Origin of the sequence: Colwellia sp. MB3u-4 (genome assembly GCF_014077065.1) — a bacterium.
In the GTDB taxonomy this organism is placed as follows: Bacteria; Pseudomonadota; Gammaproteobacteria; order Enterobacterales; family Alteromonadaceae; genus Cognaticolwellia.
Genome location: NZ_JACGVE010000086.1, coordinates 1 through 23,075, shown reverse-complemented (window position 1 = coordinate 23,075; position 23,075 = coordinate 1). Strand labels below are relative to the sequence as shown.

The window sequence follows — 23,075 nt, the reverse complement described above, 5'->3', positions numbered from 1 at the left end:
GATAGGCAGACTATGAATAAGCAAGCAGCCAAAGGCTAAGTCAGAGACTTAACTGACCCTTTAGCAGATTTTGTGAAGTACTCACTATAACATTCTTGTTTTAATCGCATTTGCTAAAACACTGAGAATTTCTTCACTGGTATCTAGGTTAATACACTTATCGGTAATACTTTGTCCATAAACAAGCGGTTGCTCGGCAACAACTTTTTGATTACCCTCAACTAAAAAGCTTTCAATCATCACGCCAAATATTGACTGATTGCCAGCTTGTATTTGCTCAGCCAGTGATTGTGCTACATCCATTTGTTTATTATGATCTTTATAGCTATTGCCATGACTACAATCGATCATCACTTTTTCTGCTAATGCTGATTTAGTCAATGTTTCGCATGTGGCCTTGATATACTCTTCTTGATAGTTAGGTGTTTTACCGCCGCGTAAAATAACGTGAGCAAAAGGGTTGCCATGGGTCTGATAAATACACATTTGACCACTTTTATTCGGTGAATAAAGTACATGGGGAACACTGGCCGCTTTAATGGCGTCAACTGCAATTTGAATATTGCCATCGGTGCCGTTTTTAAAGCCAACGGGGCAAGAAAGCGCAGAAGCGAGTTCTCTATGTACTTGGCTCTCTGTGGTACGTGCGCCAATAGCGCCCCAGCTGATCAAATCGGAAATATATTGGCCAGTAACCATATCTAAAAATTCAGTGCCGGCAGCTAAGCCTAATTTATTAATTTGCAGTAGCAAATTACGTGCTAGGTTGAGGCCTTTGGCGACCTGGAATGATTTATCTAAATCAGGATCGCTGATTAAACCTTTCCAACCTACTGTTGTGCGTGGCTTTTCAAAATACACCCGCATAACAATCAATAAGTCATCAGCATATTTTTCTTGCAAGACTTTTAATTTTTTAGCGTAGTCTATTGCCGCATCAGTATCATGAATAGAACAAGGGCCAATAATGACCAGTAAACGTTTATCATCACCTTTGATAATGGCTTCAATATCCTTGCGGCTATTGATAATAAAATTCGCGGTTTCATCGTCAAGTGGGATTTGTTGAGCAAGTTCAGCAGGAGAAACTAAATTGTCAATTAATGTGGTTCTAAATTCATCAGTTTTTATGGTCATGGGCTATCAAATACTTGTTAGCCTGCATATAGCTATGCAGCGCAATAATAATATCGCGCTAACATAACGAAAATAGTTGGTTAAGTGAACCGCTTTCTAAGATTATTATATAACTAAATGCTCTTAAGCTAATATTTATAGCGCTGAAGACCTGTTTCCGACAATATTTTTGCGGTTATTTCTTCAATAGAAAGCTTAGTGGTATTTAGGAACGGAATTTTTTCTTGTTTATATAGTTTTTCAACTTCTCTTACTTCCATGCGACATTGGCGAGCTGAAGAGTATTTAGTATTGGCCATTCTACCATCGCGAATATCGACTAAACGTTCTGCATCTATGGTTAAACCAAAGAGTTTCTTTTTATGCATTTTTAAAAAAGCGGGTATTTTAAGTTCGTCCATATCATCGTCAGTAAATGGATAGTTTGCTGCTTTGATACCGTATTGCAGAGCTAAGTAAAGCGCTGTTGGTGTTTTACCTGAGCGGGAAACACCCACCAGTATTACGTCAGCATGCTCATAGTTAGTGACATTTGAACCGTCATCATTTGCCATAGAATAGTTAACCGCCTCGATGCGATAGTCATAACTATTCTCATGAATACTATGTGTTCTGTGGGCTTTGGGTTTAGCCTTGAGACCAAGCTGTTGTTCAAGTGGCGCAATAAAGTGTTCGAGAAAATTATAAATAATGCCGTCGCAGCCGTCGATAATCTCTCTAATATCTGGATTAACGAAGGTATGAAAAACCAATGGCGGTATGCCAGTTCGCTTTGCCGCTTTATTTATCCGCTTGCAAGCCTCAAGTGCTTTTTCTTTAGTTTCTACAAAAGGAATGGTGTCGTGTTCAAATTCCATTGGGAAAAGTGACAATAATGCATGACCAAAAACTTCAGATGTGATCGCTGTACCGTCAGAAATATAAAAAGCTGCTCGCATAGTTAATCCTATATATTATGCTGTGATGAATAGGGGATAATGCCATCGTCCCGAGTGAAAACTTGCAAATAGTGCTTTAGTTTCAAGGTTAGCAGTGTAAAATGTCTGCAGCGTGAAATAAACCATTTAATGAAACATACTTTGATAAAAGCGTTAAGAAAGCTATTTTTAGGCTATTTTTTGTCTACGGGTTATTAGACTATTTTAAAATTGCTTTCTTAAATTTTATTAATTTGTTGGAGATGTTGTCGTGCAAGAATATGTGCTTTGGTATGAAAATTTAGGCATGAATGATGTAGATCGCGTAGGCGGTAAAAATGCATCATTGGGTGAAATGATTTCTAATCTTTCAAATGTTGGTGTGCAAGTGCCGGGTGGTTTTGCAACGACCTCATTTGCTTTTAATGAATTTCTAGAGCAAAGCGGCCTGAACGACAAAATTTATCAGCTGTTAGATGATTTAGATGTTGGTGATATTAATGCCTTAGCTGAGTGTGGTGGTAAAATTCGTCAATGGGTTATTGAGACGCCATTTTTACCTGATATGCAGCAAGACATTGAAAAAGCTTATGCAAAACTTGTCGGTGGCTTTGCCGATGACGCTTCATTTGCTGTACGTTCATCAGCAACCGCTGAAGATATGCCCGACGCTTCTTTTGCCGGCCAACAAGAAACTTTCCTCAATGTTCGCGGTTTAGACGCGGTAATGATCGCGATTAAACACGTATTTGCTTCTCTCTTTAATGACCGTGCTATTTCTTACCGCGTACACCAAGGTTATGACCATCGTGGTGTTGCGCTTTCTGCCGGCATTCAACGTATGGTGCGCAGTGATATTTCTTCTAGTGGTGTCATGTTCTCTATTGATACTGAATCAGGCTTTGAAGATGTAGTCTTCATTACGTCAAGCTACGGTTTAGGCGAAATGGTGGTGCAGGGCGCGGTTAACCCTGATGAATTTTATGTTCATAAACCAACATTAGCCAAAGGTAAGCCTGCGGTTGTACGCCGCAATATTGGTAGTAAAGCCATTAAAATGATTTACGCTGATAATCCAGAACACGGTAAACAAGTTGAAATTGTTGATATTGATCAAGCGCAATCAGATACTTTCTCTCTTACAGACCAAGAAGTTGAAGAATTAGCGAAGCAAGCGGTAGTGATTGAAAAACATTATGGTCGTGCTATGGACATTGAATGGGCTAAAGACGGTTTAGACGGTAAGTTGTACATTGTACAAGCGCGACCAGAAACAGTTAAAAGCCGTGAAAATGCTAATGTGATGGAGCAATTTCAATTACAAGCTAGCGCCAACATTATTTGTGAAGGCCGCTCAATTGGTCATAAAATAGGCAGCGGTAAAGCTAAAGTTTTATCTTCACTGGCTGAAATGGATAAAATTTTACCGGGTGATGTGTTAGTTACCGATATGACGGATCCAGATTGGGAGCCTATTATGAAACGTGCTTCCGCTATTGTGACTAACCGTGGCGGTAGAACTTGTCATGCCGCAATTATTGCCCGTGAAATGGGTATTCCAGCGGTGGTTGGTTGCGGTGATGCGACCCGTAAAATATCTACAGGTGACGAAGTCACCGTTTCTTGTGCTGAAGGTGATACAGGTTTTATTTATCAAGGTCAATTGGACTTTACCGTTACCACTTCAGAAGTAGATTCAATGCCAGAGTTACCATTGAAAATAATGATGAATGTGGGTAACCCGGATCGTGCTTTTGCCTTTGCTCGTTTGCCACATGCCGGTATTGGTTTGGCGCGTTTAGAATTTATAATTAATAAAATGATTGGTGTTCATCCCAAAGCACTCTTGAACTTTGACGAACAATCAGCAGAACTTCAAGAAGAAATTCGCGAGATTATTGCCGGTTATGACAACCCCGTTGAATTTTACATTGCTAAGCTAACTGAAGGTATTTCTACTTTAGCTGCAGCCTATGCGCCTGAAAAAGTTATTGTGCGTATGTCTGATTTTAAATCAAACGAATATGCAAACTTAGTCGGTGGCGAAGGTTTTGAGCCAGAAGAAGAAAATCCTATGATAGGTTACCGTGGTGCTTCACGTTATATATCGAAAGATTTTAGAGATTGTTTTGCACTTGAATGTGAAGCGATTAAACGCGTACGTAACGACATGGACATGACCCATGTTGAGATTATGATCCCATTTATTCGCACCCTGGGCGAAGCCGCTGCAGTTATTGATATTCTAGCAGAGCATGGTTTAAAACGTGGTGAAAATGGACTGCGTATTATTATGATGTGTGAATTACCATCGAATGCTTTACTAGCCGATCAATTTTTAGACTACTTTGATGGTTTCTCTATTGGCTCTAATGATTTAACGCAATTAACCTTAGGTTTAGACCGTGACTCTGGTTTAGTGGCTCATTTGTTTGATGAACGAGATCCTGCGATTAAAATTTTGTTAGAAATGGCGATTAACGCCTGTAAGGCACGTGGGAAATATGTCGGTATTTGTGGTCAAGGTCCGTCAGATCACCCTGATTTTGCTGCATGGTTAGTTGAAAAGGGCATTGAAAGTTTATCACTGAACCCTGATACTGTTTTACCTACCTGGTTATATTTAGCAGAACAGCATAATAAAAATAAATAGCCTTTTATACGGGTACAAACCTGCTACTTGAGGTTGACTTCAAGTAGCGCGGGTTTACATTACTTTTACATTGAATCAAGCCTAGGTGCTTTTTATCATGACGATGATAAAAAAGTTCTTAGGCTTTTTTTGTTAACTGATCAAATTGACAATATGCCGTGATATAATATGACCACATAATATTGTTAATAGACTTTTCACCTATGTTACCTCGCTTAAGTCCTCAAGAGTTAGTTTCTCCTTTATATCAAGAGTTTGCCAAAATCTTGGCGACTAAACATTTCACCGGTGATATAAACTTTCAATATAGCGCACGTTTAGCGCACGCCACCGACAATAGTATTTATCAACAACTGCCACAATTAGTGCTGCATCCACGCTGTAAGCAAGACATTCAAGTGGTGACGCTACTGGGTAGTGAAGCGCAATTTAACGCGATAAAGTTTAGTGCTCGCGGCGGCGGTACTGGTACTAATGGCCAAAGTTTAACGCCGGGTATCGTGCTTGATTTATCAAAATATATGAATAGTATTTTAGAGATAAATGTCGAAGAGAATTGGGTTCGAGTCGAAGCTGGGGTGATTAAAGACCAATTAAATGATTATCTTAAGCCTTATGGTTTTTTCTTTTCTCCTGATTTATCTACTAGCAGTCGAGCCACTATTGGTGGCATGATTAACACAGATGCGTCAGGTCAAGGCTCGTTAGTTTATGGTAAAACCTCTAACCACGTTTTAGCACTTGAAAGCGTATTAGTGAATGGCGAATTTTTAAATACAAAACCCCAAACCATTGCTCAAGCACAGGCATTAGCTCAGCAAGACAGTACTGAAGCAAAACTGATGCAACAAGTACTGAAGTCTTGTGGGGATAATCGCGCATTAATTTTAGAAAAATTTCCCCGCTTGAATCGATTCCTCACCGGCTATGATCTAGAACATGTTTTTAATGATGACTTATCGATAGTAGATTTAAGCCGTATTATTACTGGCTCTGAAGGCTCGTTAGCCTTTGTTTGTGAAGCCAAACTAAATCTAACACCGATAGCTAAAGCTAAAACGCTGATTAACATTAAATATGACAGTTTTGATTCGGCCTTGCGTCATTCACCTAGACTAGTGCAAGCTAAAGCGACGTCAGTTGAAACCATTGACAGTAAAGTATTGAACTTAGCTAAACAAGATATTGTTTGGCAACTGGTTAGTGATATGTTGCAAGATGTTGATGGCGCCGTAATGGACGGCATCAACATGGTGGAATACAACGGCGAGAGTGTTGAAGGTCTGGCCGAGCAAGTTAGCGCCTTATGCGTAGAGCTTGATAAAGATATAGCCAACAAAACCGGTGTTATTGGTTATCAAGTTACCTCAGATCTAGCCAGTATTGGCAAGTTATATGGCATGCGTAAAAAAGCGGTTGGTTTATTAGGTAATACCAAAGGTAGTCAAAAGCCGTTAGCATTTGCTGAAGACACCGCCGTACCGCCAGAAAATTTAGCTGACTATATAGTTGAGTTTAGACAGTTACTCGATAGCCATGGTTTACATTATGGTATGTTTGGTCATGTTGATGCCGGTGTTTTACATGTTCGACCTGCATTGGATATGTGTGATCCAGAGCAAGAGCTTTTACTGAGAGAAATTTCAGATCAGGTGGTGGCATTAACTGCTAAATATGGTGGTTTAATGTGGGGCGAGCATGGTAAAGGTTATCGCAGTGAATATGGCCCTGAATTTTTTGGTGAGACTTTATTTACCGAATTAAGAAAGATCAAAGCCGCTTTTGATCCCTTAAATAAAATGAACCCAGGTAAAATTTGTACACCTTATCATTCCACTGACAAGCTAGTTTCTGTTGATGATAAAAAGCGTGGTTTTTATGACCGACAAATACCTGTTACGGTAAAAGACTCCTTCAGTTCTGCGCTTGACTGTAATGGTAATGGCTTGTGCTTTAACTATGATGTAGACAGCCCTATGTGTCCTTCAAGCAAGGTTACACGAGATCGCAGGCATTCGCCCAAAGGCAGAGCTGGCTTAATGCGTGAGTGGTTGCGCTTAGTCGAATCTAAGGGTGTTGATGTGCTAGCCTTGGAGCAAAACATACAAAGTTGGTCGGTAAAAAGATTATTAGACAAGGTGAGAAATCGTTTCAATAGCCAGTTTAAAACTGTTGAAAACGATGATTTTTCCCATGAAGTGATGGAAGCCATGCAAGGGTGTTTAGCATGTAAAGCTTGCGCGAGTCAGTGTCCTATTAAAGTTGATGTACCTGATTTTAGGGCTAGATTTATTAACCTTTATCACTCGCGATATTTTAGGCCGTTAAAAGATCACTTAGTGGCGAATGTAGAATTAATGACGCCAGTCATGGCTAAAGCACCCAAAATAGTCAATAGTGTTTTGGCGTCTAATATTTACGATAAATTCTCGCAAGTTACTATCGGCTATGTTGACACGCCTTTATTGTCGACGCCGACATTAGCGCAAAGAGTCACTAAGCATAAATTTACCGCCTTTGATTTATCAGCACTTAAAAGCTTGTCTGCTGATAAACGTGCGAAGTCATTGTTAATTGTTCAAGACCCATTTACCTCGTTTTATGATGCAAAAGTGGTTGAAGACTTTATGTTGTTGGTGAAAAAGCTTGGTTTTGAACCTATACTATTGCCCTTTAAGCCCAATGGTAAGCCGCAACACGTAAAAGGTTTTTTAGCTAAGTTTGCCAAAACGGCTAAATCAATGGCAGAATTTTTAAATCAAATTCATCAACTCGACATACCTATGGTGGGTTTAGACGCCTCACTAGCCTTATGTTTTAGGGACGAATATAATCAGGTATTAGGTAATAAACGTGGCGATTTTGAGGTCAAATTAGCACATGAATGGCTAATAGCGATTATTGCATCACAAAGTAGCAGGGTGATTGAACAAGCGTTTAAGAGTGAAAATTCTGTAGACTATAAGCTCTTTGCTCATTGCACGGAAAAAACCGCATTAGCGGGTAGTGAAGGGCAGTGGCAGCATATATTCCAACACTTTGGTTTGTCGTTATCCAGTGTGTCAGTGGGCTGTTGTGGTATGGCTGGGACCTATGGTCATGAAAAAGTTAATTTAGATAACTCGAAAGCACTGTATCAAATGAGTTGGCATAATAAAGTAGCAGATTTGGCGACTGAGCAAATATTGGTTACTGGCTACTCATGTCGTAGTCAAATAAAGCGCTTAGATAACAAGGTAACCTTGCATCCAGTGCAGGCTTTATTAAACGTTTTATAGCCTATTGTTAGCATCAACACTTAACCAGATTGGCTAAGTGTTGATAAAATCAACTGAAATATCGCCATGCTTTCTATTCATGTGATCATGGCATAACTTACTGTCTATAAAATAAAAGCACCTCTCGGTGCTTTTATTTTATAGACTAATTGTATGCTGATAGCTCAATACTGAAAGCGAATAGCTTATTGGTGTTAAAGCTAGTTCGTCCCGTTAGCTATAATATTACGTGCCATTTCATCAGCAATTAAACCCGTTGGCATCTTATTAGCCTCCGCAGTTTCAAAAACAGTCATCAAGGTGTTGTAAATATTTTCCACTAACTTTGTTGCACTGTCAGCACAATAGGGTTCTGGATAAATTTCTAAAGCAACATTAATAATACCACCGGCATTGATAACATAATCAGGGGCATACAAAATCCCTTTTTCTGTCAGCATTTGATCATGGCGAGACTCGGCTAATTGATTATTAGCACAACCGGCAACTATTGTGGCTTTTAATTGCGCTATACTATCATCGTTAATTGAGGCACCTAATGCACATGGCGAGTATACATCAACATCTTGGCTATAAATCTCGTCTAAACCAACAACAGTAGCATCTAGCTCTGCAACGGCTTTATCGAGCGCAAGCTGATTAATATCAGTAACAATTAACTCAGCGCCAGCGGCATGCAATTTCTCACAAAGTGAATAACCTACACTTCCTAAGCCTTGCACGGCAACTTTAATACCGGTTAAATCATCTTTACCTAACTTAAATTTAACCGCTGCTTTAATACCTAAAAATGTACCTAATGCGGTAAATGGCGCGGGATTACCACTTTTACCTTCAAGACCAGAAACAAAATCGGTACTTTGGTTAACAATCGCCATGTCGGCGGTAGTGATATTAATGTCTTCAGCGGTATAGTAACGGCCATTTAAATTATTAACCGCTTGGCCATAGGCTTTAAACAAGGCGGTTGATTTCAGTGTTTTGGCGTCACCAATGATAACGCCTTTGCCACCGCCTAGTTTTAAACCGGCCATGGCATTTTTATAAGTCATGCCTTTAGATAAACGTAATACATCTTTAAGTGCGGCTTCATCACTGGCATAATCCCAAAAACGACAACCGCCAGCTGCTGGCCCCAAGGCTGTGCTATGAACGGCTATAATGGCTTTTAGCCCAGATGCTTCGTCACTACAATAAACAACTTGTTCATGGTTATCAAAATCTACTAAATCAAAAACGGCCACTATCGAAATCTCCATTGATCTTAAAAATAGTTCAAGTATTAATTTTACTTCAACTAGGGTTGTAATAATTCGCTGCGCACAATATCATTTAGATAAATGCTTCGCTAGTGAAGCTATAAATAAATTTGAACTTTGCTGTGAATTAATCCATACAAACTTCCCGTTATTAACATATTAACTTATTAATAAAAAGACCCTAAACATGACAGACAAATTAGCCATGACTCAAGAACAACAACAAGCTTGGATTCGAGAGCAGTATTTAAAAGCAACTAAATACCTTGCAGAGAAAGGCTTAGTAACCGAGAGTGTTGCCGACACTGAAAGTCGTTATTTGATCCCTTTAATGGCGGTATGGAAAATTAACTTGTTAGATAAAACCAAAGTGTGGGTGATCAGTGGCGATTTACCGACTGACCATTTAGTGTTGGAACAAAACGAGCCGGCTCGTAACGTATTACGCCACTTTACTTTTAAATGGCAAATACAGGCTGATAGTCTATTAAAAAGTGACGTTGAGGAACAAGTCGAGTATGCCAAGCTGCTAATCAATAAAGCGGAAGATCTGTATCAGCTTCATGCTAAAGACGAGTTATGGGTTGAGCAATAGACTGACATTGCAATGGTTTTCAACTTTAAGCGCCAACGATGAAGGTGGCTTGATTTTCAAAGACTGCAATAAAAAAACTGCAATAAAAAGCGCAGATTATTCTGCGCTTGGCGTTATCTTCTAAGCTTACCTGCTAGTCGATAAGCTTAAAATTTAAATTCAGCGCCTGCATAATAAAATGCACCATTAAATCCAAAAGGTGCTGAGCGACGTGAATAAGTAAATACACCTGGGCTACTGACCACAATATTGCCACTTGCATCTTCTATTGTGCCTGAGCGTGAGTTGCCTATAGTATTTTTATCTGGGTAAACATCAAACAAATTATTACTACCAATATTAAATGACAAGTCATCAGTCACCTCATAGTTGATGCGTAAATCAGTTAATACTTCAGCGCCATAGGTTTGACTACCGCCATCGGTCACTGTGTATTCACCATAACGGTTAAAGGACAAATTGATACTGACATTATCGATAGTATATAAACTACTTAAGCTAATACGATCTTGTGGTTGCCACTCTTCAATAATAGAAATAGCTTGTTCTGAGAAAACATCACCTGGGTTTACCCCTCCTAGCGCACTGTTTTGTGGCGTATAGATACTGACTACATCAGTCTCAGTAAAGTTAGCGGCTGCGGTTAAGTTAAAGTCACCACCTAAGAGCTCAGTATTCCAAGTAGCAATGATATCAATACCTTTGGTTTCAGTGTCAGCACCATTAAGGAAAAACTGTCCAGCACCCGCGCCAGAGGCAATTAATGCCGCATCTAGTGCCGGTGATAAACCTTGACCTAATGAATTACTCAGCACAATTCGATCATCAATATCAATTGAATACCAATCTAGGGTTAGGTTAATTTCATCACTAAGATTAATCACAGTACCTAAACTAAAATTGGTTGCTTCTTCTTCTTTTAACTCAGGAATACCGATCGCTTTGGCGAGGTTTGAGTCATTACGAAAAGTACCAACCTGTACGGCAATTTGATCGCCGCCGGGGTTGTTCGGATCGTTTTGAAATTGGGTACTAATATTATCGGTATAAAGTTGCTGCATTGACGGAGCTCGGAAACCCGTACTCATCGCACCTCGAATGGCGATAGTCTCAGTTATTGACCAATTTGCGGCTAATTTAAAATTAGTACTGTCACCAAAACCTTGGTAATCATCATAACGGGCTGCAGCACTGACAATTAAGTCTTCTGTTACTTCAGTTTCAACATCAACATAAAAAGAGATGACATCACGCGTTTCATCTACCGCTTGCATCGGTGCTGTGCCACCAAAGCCTTGCGTACCGGCAGAACGGTCATCTGCGTATAAGCTGTTGCCTTTATCATCAGTATCATAATCACGATAGGAATATTCATCCCCCGCCGTGACTATAAATTGATCTGTTCTAATTTCTGCCCCCATGGCTAATGAAAAAAACTCATAGTCTTGGGTATAGTCAAGGTTTAAGGTTTGCAGCGATAACTCTAACCCGTATGCTGAAGCTTCGCGCGGAATAGAAGATCGAATTTCATCCGCCGTTAAACTTGAGCTATAGCGTAATGAATTAGCATAAGAAGAGTTAATGGTATCACTGGTGACATAATCAATATTGTTCTGGCCATAGGTATAAGAAAAATCTAAAGATGAGCCATCAGAAAACCCTGTTTGGTAACCCATATTATAAGAGAAATCTTTTATTTCCGTATTGATTTTAGGTAAAAAGCCGCTAGGAATAGTCGCATCGCCATCTTGCAGTAAGGCATTACCGCCGGTATTGTTGTTGTGGCGAAAAAATGCGGCAGATTCATTATCGCGATTTGAGTAAGTAATGAAGCCGTATAATTCACCATTACCTAATTCATAACCGGTATTAATGGTTAAACCAAACTGGTTAGAGTCTGCATCACCAATTCTAAAAGTGGACCTGCTAGCTGTCGCTTCTCTTGGGTCACCTAATAATAAATGACCATTAGGTAAGTCGGTGCATCCGGAGAATTGACATGAACCATGTAAACCTGCGCGGTTAGTAAGACCACGATCTCTAAAGTTTAGGGTCGTATTTAAGTAACCATTGTCTCCTAAGTTAAACCCCTTAGTAAGGTCTACATTGGTTGTTTCACCATCACCTTCTGAGTATTCACCATAAGATACTGCAACTTTACTGCCTTCACTAGCATCGTTAAGGACAATATTAATAACGCCCGCGATAGCGTCAGAGCCATATTGAGCGGCTGCACCATCTCGCAATACTTCAATGCGCTTGATAGATGCCGCAGGGATAGCATTCATATCTGTTCCTGCGGTGCCGCGACCAACAGAGGTATTGATATGAATCAAACTGGCTTGGTGACGACGACGACCATTAATCAATACTAAGGTTTGATCTGGTCCTAGGCCTCTTAGTGTTGCTGGACGTAATGCATCGCTACCATCACTGATGGAAGAGCTAGAAAAGTTAAATGATGGCGCAATAGCTTGAAGCATACGACCCACTTCTGTTTGGCCAGTATTGGCTAATGCTTCTGCAGATAAAATATCGACCGGTACCGGTAATTCTTCGGCAGAACGGCCAGCGACTCGGCTACCAATAATCGCTATTTTCTCTATTTCACTTTCTTGGACTTGAGTAGTTTCTTGTGCAAGCGTTGTTTGACTTGCTGCCCCGAGTAAAAGGGGAATTAGCGCGGCGTGCATGTTTTTATTTTTCATTGTTATCTCTCTTTTTATGTGAATCAACTTGAATGCTCAGATGACCAGAGTTATTAACAACAGCAGTTAAACCTGGGCCACTTAATGATTTTTTAGGCCAAAGTTAATCCGATAATAACCTTTTAATGCATTTGCTTGATGTTGCTTGGTCAAATGTAATTAGGGCTTTGTCAGCGCGTTTTTTATTAATATAAAAACGAATAAAATCCTCAACATTAGTGTAGTTTGTTGTTAATAACATCGCTAGGATGATATTTGTTAACAAGGTATAACTCATTAAGGTTATATTCAGACGCAATTGCTTTCGCCCAGTGTGTAATATGAATAAACAGCTAGGCAGGGGAAGTCCTCTTATTCATTTTTTAATGTTTATTAGTGCATTGAAATACTTTTCGCCCACTGTCACGGTGACAGGACGAACTTTATCTTTAGCCACATCAAACCCAGCTTCGCCTCGAACTAGGGTAAGTCAACGCTGTTTTGGGTTATATTCAATTTCTTAATAAGGCTGTTGGTATTTAATTGTATTTTTTAGCCGTCTTGTGAGGTAAAACTTGTTTACTCACCTACTTGATTTTTTAAGGTATGAATTTTTAAGGTATGAGTTTGCGTTAACGCTTGTGCGTTAAGTGAGGGTAGGTAAGGGGAAAAAGATCCGTTGACTAGTATGGTGGCGCCAATGAGAGAGATAATATCAGTACTTACAGCAATTGTAATAGCTGACATTTTAAGTTCAGTAACCGTTTGCGGTTACTGAACTCTACTTTCCGTTGATAACTTTGGCTTTATTCTATATACCAATAACCTTTATTTAAAACATCGAGTAACAGCTGAGTGTTTTTCAAACAAGTGTTGAGCGTTTTCATTTTACTTGTGCTTAAAGGCTTTTGTTGTGCTAACTGCTGCGCTAGTGCCAGGGTTTGTTTTTCTAATGAAAAACTTTCTCCGTTGAGAAAAAGTGTTGGCTGCACATCATTTATTATTGCGGCCTTTAATCCTGATACGGGCATAAATGAAATATCTGGCTCTGATAGTATATCGAGCAGTTTATCTTTATCTATGTCATTGACAGGTACTAGAATTTCTAGGGCATGATGACCCTGTGTTAGGTATTGGCCAATAAATTGTTCATAAAATTCTTCTTGCTCAAGCTGTTGTAGCATAAAGGCTTTTAATTGCTGTTTGTCATCTGGTGTAATAGTAAAGTTAGATTGGCATAAGGCTCTTGCAGGATCACTAAACCTTTGTTCACCAAGATTGTTATCAATGAGTTTATCAGCAAAGCTTGACCATAATTCTTGGCTTGATGGTGCTTGAAAACCAATAGAAAAATTAACTGAATTCTCTATTGATAGACCTTTGTGTGGGTGGTTTGGTGGAATATAAAGTAAGTCGCCTGCTTCTGTTATTTCATCAATAATCGCTTCAAAGCTTGAAACTTGTTTAAGATCAGCATGAGGTAATAAGCTTTCTAAGCTGCTATCGGGTGCACCAACTTGCCAGCGCCTTTTGCCACTGCCTTGAATAATAAAAACATCATATTGGTCTAAATGCGCACCAACGCCGCCATTAGGGGTTGAAAAACTGACCATAACGTCATCTATACGCCAGCTTGGAATGAAAGCAAAGGGCGCAAGTAAATTATGTGTCGGCCGTGACCAGTTGTTTACCGCTTGCACTAATAGTGTCCAATTAGACTCGCCATATTGAGAAAAATCTTCAAAAGGGCCATGGTCAACTTGCCAGTCGCCTTTGCTATTAGTACTAACGATACGCGACTGTATTTCAGCTTCCATGGCTAATCCGGCTAGCTCGTCTGCGCTTATAGAGTCTTTAAAATTAGCAAAAGCTTGTTTGATCAATAATGGTTTTTTTTGCCAATATTGTGCAAGAAATATTTCTGGAGTTAAATCACCCCAATTTAACGAGTCTAAATTCATTGTGAAACCTTATTTGCATTGCTATTAATGGGTTATTTTTAAAAACTGAATAACAAAAAGGGAGCCAATAGGATCCCTTTTTTATATCAACAAAACTTTATAGACTTATTATAATTAGTCTAGTTCGTCAATAAATGTTACTGCGCGGCCAATGTAAGAAGCTGGTGTCATTTCACACAGTTGTGCTTTTGCTGCTTCTGGTAATTCTAACGTCATGATAAACGCACGCATTGAATCACCGTCAACACGTTTGCCACGGGTTAACTCTTTTAGTTTTTCGTAAGGCTTTTCGATGCCGTAACGACGCATAACGGTTTGAATTGGCTCGGCAAGCACTTCCCAATTTGAGTTGAGTTCGGCTAATAAATTCGCTTCATTCACTTGTAGCTTGCTGATACCTTTACGTGTTGCTTGATAAGCAATTAAGGTATGGGCAAAGCCTACACCTAAGTTACGTAAAACGGTAGAGTCGGTTAGGTCACGTTGCCAGCGAGATATTGGTAACTTCTGGGCTAAATGGGTAAATAAAGCGTTGGCAATACCTAAGTTACCTTCTGAATTTTCAAAATCAATCGGGTTAACTTTATGTGGCATGGTTGAAGAGCCAATTTCACCGGCAATAGTTTTTTGTTTAAAGTGGCCAATGGCAATATAGCCCCAAACATCTCGGTCAAAATCAATTAAAATGGTGTTAAAACGTGCAATCGCATCAAATAACTCTGCTATATAATCATGCGGTTCAATTTGCGTGGTGTATGCATTAAAGCTTAAACCTAATGAGTTAACAAATTCATTAGCAAAATTGTGCCAGTCAACTTCAGGGTAAGCCGATAAATGGGCATTATAGTTACCGACAGCACCGTTAATTTTTCCTAGCATTTCAACTTGTGCAATCTGCTCACGTTGACGTTTTAAACGCACGTAAACATTGGCCATTTCTTTACCTAGTGTACTAGGAGATGCTGGTTGACCGTGGGTACGACACATCATGGGAATATTTTTATATTCAATCGCCAAGGCTTTTATATCACCAAGGATATCGTCAATCATGGGCATTAATACTTGTTCGCGACAATCCGTTAACATTAAGCCATGTGAAAGGTTGTTGATGTCTTCTGAAGTGCAAGCAAAATGGATAAACTCTGTTATTGCATGTAATTCAGCATTACCACTAATTTTTTCTTTAAGGAAATACTCAACCGCTTTTACATCATGGTTGGTAGTGGCTTCAATGTCTTTAATACTTTGGGCATCGGCTTCAGAAAACTCAGTAATAATGGCATCTAATAGCGTATTAGCTTGAGCAGAAAAAGGCGCAACTTCAATAATTTCAGCGGTCGCTGCTAACTTTTGTAACCAACGTACTTCGACCGTAACACGGTATTTAATTAAGCCAAATTCGCTGAAAATAGGGCGCAATGATTTAACTTTACTGCCATAACGCCCGTCAACCGGTGATATTGCACTTAATGCTGAAAGTTCCATAGTAATTTCCTGAAGTTAATTTTAAAGTTCTTTAAGTAATTGTTGTGCACACGCCACCAGTTTTGTGCGCCCAAATAATATATTTCTACGCTTGCCGCCCACTTGACGCCATAACACGCTTGAGCGAACACCCGCGAGAAGTAAAGCGCGGATCTTATGCTGATTACTTTGTTGCTTGAGCAAACTTGGTTCACCCGCCACTTGAATAGGCGTGCCTATTGGGCTGAGTAAGTCGCTATAAATACTGGCTAAACTAGCAATGAGCGTGTCACTGGTAATCTCGTAATGTGCGAGCTGACGTTGGCTTTGTTCAATACGTTCACCCAGTAGCGATAATTGATTTTTTTTATTGGCTAAACGTCGCTCTAAACCTAATAAGCTGACCACATAGCGAGTTAGCTCTGGATCTTTTTTGCTGGTTTGATTACCTAACTGCTCAATTAAGGCTTTTAATCCCGATGTTAAATGGGCAACATCGTTACTATAAACCTCCAAAATGCTTTCGGGTGAAGTCACCATAATACTGTTGAGCATGATAGCGAGTTCAGCTTCTTCTACTGTGCCAGTACGCGCTATTTTCTGCACTAAAACTGAGGCTTGGCAGACTGCTGCCATGGTAATAGTTTGTTTTTCTAAATTATTCATGTATGCCTTATATTAACGAATAAGGGAGTTGATAATAGCGCCACCTAGGCAAATATCATCTTGATAAAACACCACAGATTGACCGGGTGTTACTGAACTTTGCGGCTCAGTAAACATCACTAAATATTCACCATTGGCCATAGGTGAAAGATTACAAGCGACGTCTTCTTGTCGGTAACGGGTTTTTACCGTACAACTTATCGGCGTAGTTAATTCAACTCGCTCAACTAAATGTAATTGATTTGCTACTAAGCCTTTAGAAAATAGGCGAGGGTGATCATGTCCTTGGCCAACAACCAATACATTACGATTAAGATCTTTGTCAACAACATACCATGGCGCGTCACCCGCATTGGCTAGACCGCCAATACGTAAGCCTTTGCGTTGACCTAGGGTGTGATACATTAAACCATCATGCTCACCAATAGCTTCTCCTTCTGGTGTTTCTATTACACCGGGTTGCGCCGGTAAATATTTGCCCAGAAAGTCTTTAAATTTTCGTTCACCAATAAAACAAATGCCGGTACTGTCTTTTTTGTTATGGGTGATTAAGTCTGCTTGTTCAGCGATAGCTCTTACTTGTGGTTTTTCAATATGACCAACCGGAAAAAGTGTTCTACCTACTTGCTGATGACTCAAGGTGTAGAGAAAATAACTTTGATCTTTATTACTGTCTAAACCACGGTGCATCTGCCATTTACCGTCGTTAAATTTACGTTGTACATAATGACCGGTAGCGATGTAATCAGCGCCTAGGTCTTCGCAAGCAAATTCAAGAAAAGCTTTAAATTTAATTTCTTTATTACACATAATATCAGGATTGGGCGTTCTACCCGCTTTATATTCAGCTAAAAAATACTCGAAAACATTGTCCCAGTATTCAGTCGCAAAATTGATAGTATGAAGCTTAATACCTAGTTTCTGACAAACACTTTGTGCATCCGCTAAATCTTCTGCTGCGGCGCAATACTCATCGTCGTCATCTTCTTCCCAATTTTTCATGAACAAGCCTTCGACTTGATAGCCCTGTTCTTTTAATAAATAAGCAGAAACCGATGAATCAACACCACCCGACATACCTACTATTACTTTAGTATCTTGCGGTAATTTTTCGTTTGGCGTTATTGAGTTTACATTTACATGTTCGTTTGAGGTCATGACAACTAGATTTCAATAGAAAATGGCGCGGAATTATAGCATGGTCATTTAGCGTGATGAAAGATTAAAGATTAGATTTTAAGTGACTTAAGGGGATTTTTTTACCGCTAAGGTAATCTTCAATACATTCTAGGACTAAAGGGCTGCGTAATTGCGCTGATTTTGCTTTAATTTCTGCTAAAGTAAACCAATGGCACGCTATAATTTCTTCATCTTGTGGTTGGCATGATACTAGCGATTCAAGCTTAATAACAAAACAAAAGCGTAAATAATACAGGTTTAACGATTGCCGATAATAATAGTAAATTCCGCAAAGGTGATCAGGCGAATGGCTTAATCCTGTTTCCTCTTGTAACTCTCGCATGGCGGCAGTCATTAAGCTTTCATCGGCTTCTAAATGCCCAGCAGGTTGATTATAAACTGTTTTACCCTGCTCTATTTCTTCAACCAAGAGAAATTTATCTTGGCAGGCAACTACCACGGCAACCGTGGTGTTAGGTTTGAATTGTTCGCTGCCGTGCGGGTTTGCTACGGGTGTGTTTGATACTAGACTATCCATGATTGACTCTCTTATATTGACCATTATTAATGCCATCTAAGGTCCATTCACCGATACGATAGCGAATTAACCTCAGGGTTGGAAAACCGATGTGAGCCGTCATTCTTCTTACTTGACGGTTTTTTCCTTCTTGTATGGTTATCTCTAACCAGGTCGTTGGGATCGCTGCGCGTTCTCTAATGGCCGGAACACGCGGCCAAATGTTAGGCTGGGCTATTATCTCGATTATAGCGGGCTTTGTTAGGCCATCTTTTAATTCAACGCCTTGGCGAAGTGCCAAAATATCGGTTTCTGTTGGTACACCTTCAACTTGCGCCCAATAGGTTTTATCTGTTTTTTGGCTTGGATTAGCGAGTTTATGCTGAAGCTTTCCATCATTGGTTAATAAAAGTAGTCCTTCACTGTCTCGATCGAGACGACCGGCCGCGTAAACATCTTTAACGTCAATGAAGTCTTTGAGTGTTTTTCGATTTTGATCATCCGTAAATTGGCACAATACATCAAAAGGTTTATTAAAAAGCACGATTTCTGACTTAAAGTCAACTGGTCGTACCTTTGTGGTTTTTCGCTTGTGTTTTCTCATAACTGTTTGATTTTGTTTTATTGTCACTAATTTTCACCTTGTGAAATATAGACTAGTAATAATTCATCTATTTTAATGCGCTCTGAATTCCGATACTATTCGCGCGAAAAATATATCTTTTATCGATAAAATGAAGAGCCATTCAATTTCAAATGACCATTCATTTTATCGATAAATGGCAAATCATCAAAGGATTTTTAAATGACCACAGATACATCAAAAATTATTTATACTATTACCGATGAAGCACCAGCTTTAGCTACGCATTCTTTTTTACCTATCGTGAAAGCATTTGCTGCGTCTTCTGCTATAGATGTTGAAACTCGTGATATTTCATTTGCCGGTCGTATTATAGCTAACTTTCCTAAATACTTAACTGCTGAGCAGCGTATGGACGATGCCTTAGCTGAGTTAGGCGAATTAGCCAAAACACCAGAAGCTAATATTATTAAGTTACCGAACATTTCTGCGTCTATCCCTCAATTGCAAGCAGCGATTAAAGAATTGCAAGCCAAAGGTTATAATTTACCTAATTATCCTGAAGAGCCGCAAAATGAAGCTGAAGAGTCGATTAAATTCACTTACGCTAAAGTGCTAGGTTCAGCGGTAAATCCTGTGTTACGAGAAGGTAACTCAGACCGTCGTGCCCCTAGCTCAGTGAAGCAATATGCGCGGACTAATCCGCACTCAATGGGCGCTTGGTCACCAACGACTAAATCACACGTGGCACATATGCAATCAGGCGATTTTTACGGTAGTGAGAAATCAGTAACCATTGATGGCGCAACCAATGTTAAAATTGAATTTGTCAGTGCTAATGGTGACGTAACCTTATTAAAGGAGCATTTAGCGTTATTAGATAAAGAAGTCATTGATGCCTCACTGATGAGCAAAAAGGCACTGGTTGACTTTTTTGCTACTGAAACTGACAAAGCAAAGTCTGAAGGTGTTTTACTTTCTCTACATTTGAAAGCCACTATGATGAAAGTGTCTGACCCGATTATGTTTGGTCATGCCGTTAAAGTGTTTTACAAAGATGTTTTTGCCAAGCACGGTGCTACTTTTAATCAATTAGGTGTTGATGCCAATAATGGTATTGGCGATGTGTATGCGAAAATTGGCCGTTTATCAGCAGAAAAGAAAGCTGAAATTGAAGCGGATATTGCTGCTGTATATGCCACTCGTCCTGAATTAGCTATGGTTGATTCAGACAAAGGTACTACCAATTTACACGTACCAAGCGATGTTATTATTGATGCCTCTATGCCGGCAGCACTGCGTTCATCAGGTATGATGTGGGCGCCAGATGGTACGTTAAAAGAAACCAAATTTATGATCCCAGATCGTAACTACGCTGGTGTATTTTCTTCTGTTGTAGATTTTTGTCGTGAAAATGGCGCCTTTAACCCAACAACCATGGGTTCAGTACCTAATGTTGGCTTAATGGCGCAGAAAGCGGAAGAATATGGCTCACACGACAAAACATTTACCATGTCCGGTGAAGGTACTATGCGTGTTGTTGACGACAATGGCACAACGCTACTAGAACATGCCGTGAGCGAAGGCGATATCTGGAGAATGTGTCAAGCTAAAGATGCGCCGATTCAAGATTGGGTGAAACTAGCGGTAACTCGTGCCAGAGCAACAAATGTTCCAGCTATCTTCTGGTTAGATGAAAACCGTGGTCATGATGCACAAATGATCAAAAAAGTTAACACCTACCTTGCCGATCATGACACTACTGGCTTAGACATTCAGATTATGGAACCGGTTAAAGCTTGTGACTACACTTTAGCGCGCGTCGCTAAAGGTGAAGACACGATCTCAGTTACCGGTAACGTATTACGTGATTATTTAACGGATTTATTTCCTATTTTAGAGCTTGGCACGAGTGCAAAAATGCTCTCTATTGTGCCATTAATGAATGGTGGTGGTTTATTCGAAACAGGCGCCGGCGGTTCAGCCCCTAAGCACGTGCAACAGTTTGAAAAAGAAAATCACTTACGTTGGGACTCATTAGGTGAGTTTTTAGCGTTAGCGGCTTCTTTAGAGCACTTAAGCATCAAAACGGGCAATACTAAAGCAAAAGTGTTAGCGGATACTTTAGATATAGCAACGGCTAAATTTTTGCAAGAAAACAAATCACCATCACGTCGTGTTAAAGAATTGGATAACCGTGGTTCTCATTTCTACTTAGCGATGTATTGGGCACAAGCACTAGCAGAACAAACAAGCGATGAAAGCTTGAAATCAAGTTTTGTTGCTGTTGCTCAAGCACTGACTAAACAAGAAGCAAAAATTGTTGCAGAGCTTAATGCTGCTCAAGGACCTAGTATGAATATTAATGGTTATTACTTTGCTGACAGAGAATTAGCCGAAAAAGCCATGCGTCCAAGTGCGACATTGAATACAATTTTATCGAATTTACTCTAAGCGTAATTTATCAATAAATTTTGAAAACTAGGCGCTTGCCTAGTTTTTTTTTGCCAAAATTTTAACCCGTACAGTGAAAGTTTTATTGCAAGTGATGGCTTTATTTGTGATAAAAGTTTGCATTTTATTTATACAAGCGTTTTAATTATTCATCTTGATGATTTTCATTATCACGATTTCAGTATTAGTGTCATTGCTCTTTTTCTATTATTTTAAGATTAAGAAATTAGCAAACGGCTATTTTATCAGTAAATTTTGGAGAGCTCATATGTCGAACCATGTAAATATTCCTAGTGAAGGTGCTAAAATTACTTCAGAGCAAGGTTTGTTAAAAGTACCTAACAATCCCATCATTCCATTTATTGAAGGTGATGGCATAGGTGTCGATGTAACACCCCCTATGATGAAAGTGGTTGATGCTGCCGTGAATAAAGCTTATGGCGGAGATAGGAAAATTCATTGGATGGAAGTGTATGCTGGAGAAAAGGCAACACAAATTTATGACTCAGAAACTTGGTTGCCCGATGAAACTTTAGCCATGTTCAAAGAATACAAAGTTGGTATTAAAGGCCCACTAACCACACCAGTTGGCGGTGGTATGCGTTCATTGAATGTTGCCTTGAGACAAATACTAGATTTGTATGTGTGCCAGCGCCCGGTTCAATGGTTTACTGGCGTACCAAGCCCAGTTAAAAAACCTAGTGAAGTTGACATGGTGATTTTCAGAGAAAATTCTGAAGATATTTACGCGGGTATCGAATATCAAGCGGGCAGTGATCAGGCTAAAAAAATGATCAAATTTTTAACTGAAGAAATGGGTGTCACAAAAATTCGTTTCGAAGAAAATTGTGGTATCGGTATCAAGCCAGTTTCTAAAGAAGGTACCCAAAGATTAGTAAGAAAAGCTATTCAATACGCTATTGATCACGACAGAGAGTCGGTTACTTTGGTACATAAAGGTAATATCATGAAGTTTACTGAAGGGGCTTTTAAAGAATGGGGTTATGAATTAGCCCGAGAAGAGTTTGGCGCTGATCTATTAAATGGTGGTCCTTGGTGTAGCCTTATCAATCCTAAAACAGGTAAAGAAATCATCATTAAAGATGTTATTGCCGATGCGATGTTACAGCAAATATTATTACGTCCAGCAGAATATAGCGTTATTGCTACCTTAAATTTAAATGGTGATTATTTGTCAGATGCCTTAGCGGCACAAGTGGGTGGCATTGGTATAGCACCAGGCGCTAATTTAAATGATGAAGTCGCTATCTTTGAAGCAACACACGGTACAGCACCAAAATATGCTGGACTTAATAAGGTTAACCCTGGGTCAGTTATTTTATCTGCAGAAATGATGTTACGACATATGGGTTGGACAGAAGCCGCTAACTTATTGTTAAAAGGGATGTCTGGTGCGATTAACGCTAAGACAGTAACTTATGACTTTGAGCGTTTAATGGATGATGCGACATTGGTGACTTGTTCTGAATTTGGTGATTGTATTATTGATCACATGTAAATTGATCACATGTAAATTGATCACATGTAAATTGATCACAGGTAAATCGAACACATATATAAACTGGAAATAGGTTATAGGTAGAGTCAAAATATTTTATTGTTGATAATCGCTAACCATAAAAAAACACAGCCAAGTTGCTGTGTTTTTTACTTTAAGCCACAAAGTAATTTTAACTTAACTTAACTTAACTTAACTTAGTTGTC

Annotated in this window: 15 protein-coding genes and 1 pseudogene; 5 read left to right on the top strand and 11 right to left on the bottom strand. The window is 39.4% G+C overall.

Features of this window, described 5'->3' with window-relative positions; genetic code table 11:
* Positions 1–84: 84 nt before the first annotated feature.
* Complete coding sequence (locus H4J61_RS13600; protein WP_182185412.1) at positions 85–1,137, bottom strand: 3-deoxy-7-phosphoheptulonate synthase; 1,053 nt, start codon at positions 1,135–1,137, stop codon at positions 85–87.
* Between the two features lie 128 nt (positions 1,138–1,265).
* Positions 1,266–2,075 carry a pyruvate, water dikinase regulatory protein gene (locus H4J61_RS13595; protein WP_182136805.1) on the bottom strand — a complete coding sequence of 270 codons (810 nt, stop codon included), beginning with the start codon at positions 2,073–2,075 and terminating at the stop codon, positions 1,266–1,268.
* Between the two features lie 250 nt (positions 2,076–2,325).
* On the opposite strand from H4J61_RS13595, the gene ppsA reads away from it, so the two are divergent.
* Positions 2,326–4,707, top strand: coding sequence for a phosphoenolpyruvate synthase (gene ppsA / locus H4J61_RS13590; RefSeq protein ID WP_182185411.1), 2,382 nt, complete (start codon positions 2,326–2,328; stop codon positions 4,705–4,707).
* Positions 4,708–4,910: 203 nt separating this feature from the next.
* Positions 4,911–7,985, top strand: coding sequence for an FAD-binding and (Fe-S)-binding domain-containing protein (locus tag H4J61_RS13585; RefSeq protein WP_182185410.1), 3,075 nt, complete (start codon positions 4,911–4,913; stop codon positions 7,983–7,985).
* A gap of 200 nt (positions 7,986–8,185) precedes the next feature.
* Here the strand turns inward: H4J61_RS13585 and H4J61_RS13580 are convergent, their stop codons facing one another.
* Positions 8,186–9,229: an amino acid dehydrogenase gene (locus H4J61_RS13580; protein WP_310649808.1), complete on the bottom strand. Its 1,044-nt coding sequence runs from the start codon at positions 9,227–9,229 to the stop codon at positions 8,186–8,188.
* A gap of 202 nt (positions 9,230–9,431) precedes the next feature.
* Between H4J61_RS13580 and H4J61_RS13575 the strand changes: the two genes are divergently transcribed.
* Positions 9,432–9,839: a DUF4826 family protein gene (locus H4J61_RS13575; RefSeq protein WP_259363330.1), complete on the top strand. Its 408-nt coding sequence runs from the start codon at positions 9,432–9,434 to the stop codon at positions 9,837–9,839.
* A gap of 146 nt (positions 9,840–9,985) precedes the next feature.
* On the opposite strand, the pseudogene H4J61_RS13570 reads toward H4J61_RS13575, so the two are convergent.
* The 8 genes and pseudogenes from H4J61_RS13570 to H4J61_RS13535 form a co-directional block, all read right to left on the bottom strand.
* Positions 9,986–12,824: pseudogene (locus H4J61_RS13570) on the bottom strand (TonB-dependent receptor plug domain-containing protein).
* Between the two features lie 281 nt (positions 12,825–13,105).
* Positions 13,106–13,273, bottom strand: coding sequence for a hypothetical protein (locus tag H4J61_RS13565; protein ID WP_182185408.1), 168 nt, complete (start codon positions 13,271–13,273; stop codon positions 13,106–13,108).
* A gap of 59 nt (positions 13,274–13,332) precedes the next feature.
* A complete protein-coding gene (locus H4J61_RS13560) occupies positions 13,333–14,487 on the bottom strand; it encodes a cupin domain-containing protein (protein ID WP_182185407.1) in 1,155 nt (384 codons plus the stop codon).
* 114 nt (positions 14,488–14,601) lie between these two features.
* Positions 14,602–15,972 carry an adenylosuccinate lyase gene (purB, locus tag H4J61_RS13555; RefSeq protein WP_182185406.1) on the bottom strand — a complete coding sequence of 457 codons (1,371 nt, stop codon included), beginning with the start codon at positions 15,970–15,972 and terminating at the stop codon, positions 14,602–14,604.
* A gap of 21 nt (positions 15,973–15,993) precedes the next feature.
* Positions 15,994–16,617 carry a high frequency lysogenization protein HflD gene (gene hflD / locus H4J61_RS13550; RefSeq protein ID WP_182136797.1) on the bottom strand — a complete coding sequence of 208 codons (624 nt, stop codon included), beginning with the start codon at positions 16,615–16,617 and terminating at the stop codon, positions 15,994–15,996.
* A gap of 12 nt (positions 16,618–16,629) precedes the next feature.
* Entirely contained in the window at positions 16,630–17,775 is a 1,146-nt protein-coding gene (mnmA, locus tag H4J61_RS13545; RefSeq protein ID WP_182136796.1) for a tRNA 2-thiouridine(34) synthase MnmA, read from the bottom strand.
* A gap of 64 nt (positions 17,776–17,839) precedes the next feature.
* Positions 17,840–18,334, bottom strand: coding sequence for an NUDIX hydrolase (locus H4J61_RS13540; protein ID WP_182185405.1), 495 nt, complete (start codon positions 18,332–18,334; stop codon positions 17,840–17,842).
* Entirely contained in the window at positions 18,327–18,917 is a 591-nt protein-coding gene (locus H4J61_RS13535; RefSeq protein ID WP_182136894.1) for a pseudouridine synthase, read from the bottom strand. Before H4J61_RS13535 ends, H4J61_RS13540 begins: the two co-directional genes overlap by 8 nt.
* Before the next feature lie 201 nt (positions 18,918–19,118).
* Between H4J61_RS13535 and H4J61_RS13530 the strand changes: the two genes are divergently transcribed.
* A complete protein-coding gene (locus H4J61_RS13530; protein ID WP_182136794.1) occupies positions 19,119–21,350 on the top strand; it encodes an NADP-dependent isocitrate dehydrogenase in 2,232 nt (743 codons plus the stop codon).
* Positions 21,351–21,618: 268 nt separating this feature from the next.
* Positions 21,619–22,869 carry an NADP-dependent isocitrate dehydrogenase gene (icd, locus tag H4J61_RS13525; protein ID WP_182136793.1) on the top strand — a complete coding sequence of 417 codons (1,251 nt, stop codon included), beginning with the start codon at positions 21,619–21,621 and terminating at the stop codon, positions 22,867–22,869.
* Positions 22,870–23,075 lie beyond the last annotated feature (206 nt).

What these genes read in the sequence shown, in the direction of transcription:
- H4J61_RS13600 (WP_182185412.1), bottom strand. Translation starts at nt 1,137, where the DNA reads ATGACCATAAAAACTGATGAATTTAGAACCACATTAATTGACAATTTA.
- H4J61_RS13595 (WP_182136805.1), bottom strand. Translation starts at nt 2,075, where the DNA reads ATGCGAGCAGCTTTTTATATTTCTGACGGTACAGCGATCACATCTGAA.
- H4J61_RS13585 (WP_182185410.1), top strand. Translation starts at nt 4,911, where the DNA reads ATGTTACCTCGCTTAAGTCCTCAAGAGTTAGTTTCTCCTTTATATCAA.
- H4J61_RS13575 (WP_259363330.1), top strand. Translation starts at nt 9,432, where the DNA reads ATGACAGACAAATTAGCCATGACTCAAGAACAACAACAAGCTTGGATT.
- H4J61_RS13565 (WP_182185408.1), bottom strand. Translation starts at nt 13,273, where the DNA reads ATGTCAGCTATTACAATTGCTGTAAGTACTGATATTATCTCTCTCATT.
- H4J61_RS13560 (WP_182185407.1), bottom strand. Translation starts at nt 14,487, where the DNA reads ATGAATTTAGACTCGTTAAATTGGGGTGATTTAACTCCAGAAATATTT.
- purB (WP_182185406.1), bottom strand. Translation starts at nt 15,972, where the DNA reads ATGGAACTTTCAGCATTAAGTGCAATATCACCGGTTGACGGGCGTTAT.
- hflD (WP_182136797.1), bottom strand. Translation starts at nt 16,617, where the DNA reads ATGAATAATTTAGAAAAACAAACTATTACCATGGCAGCAGTCTGCCAA.
- mnmA (WP_182136796.1), bottom strand. Translation starts at nt 17,775, where the DNA reads ATGACCTCAAACGAACATGTAAATGTAAACTCAATAACGCCAAACGAA.
- H4J61_RS13540 (WP_182185405.1), bottom strand. Translation starts at nt 18,334, where the DNA reads ATGGATAGTCTAGTATCAAACACACCCGTAGCAAACCCGCACGGCAGC.
- H4J61_RS13535 (WP_182136894.1), bottom strand. Translation starts at nt 18,917, where the DNA reads ATGAGAAAACACAAGCGAAAAACCACAAAGGTACGACCAGTTGACTTT.
- H4J61_RS13530 (WP_182136794.1), top strand. Translation starts at nt 19,119, where the DNA reads ATGACCACAGATACATCAAAAATTATTTATACTATTACCGATGAAGCA.
- icd (WP_182136793.1), top strand. Translation starts at nt 21,619, where the DNA reads ATGTCGAACCATGTAAATATTCCTAGTGAAGGTGCTAAAATTACTTCA.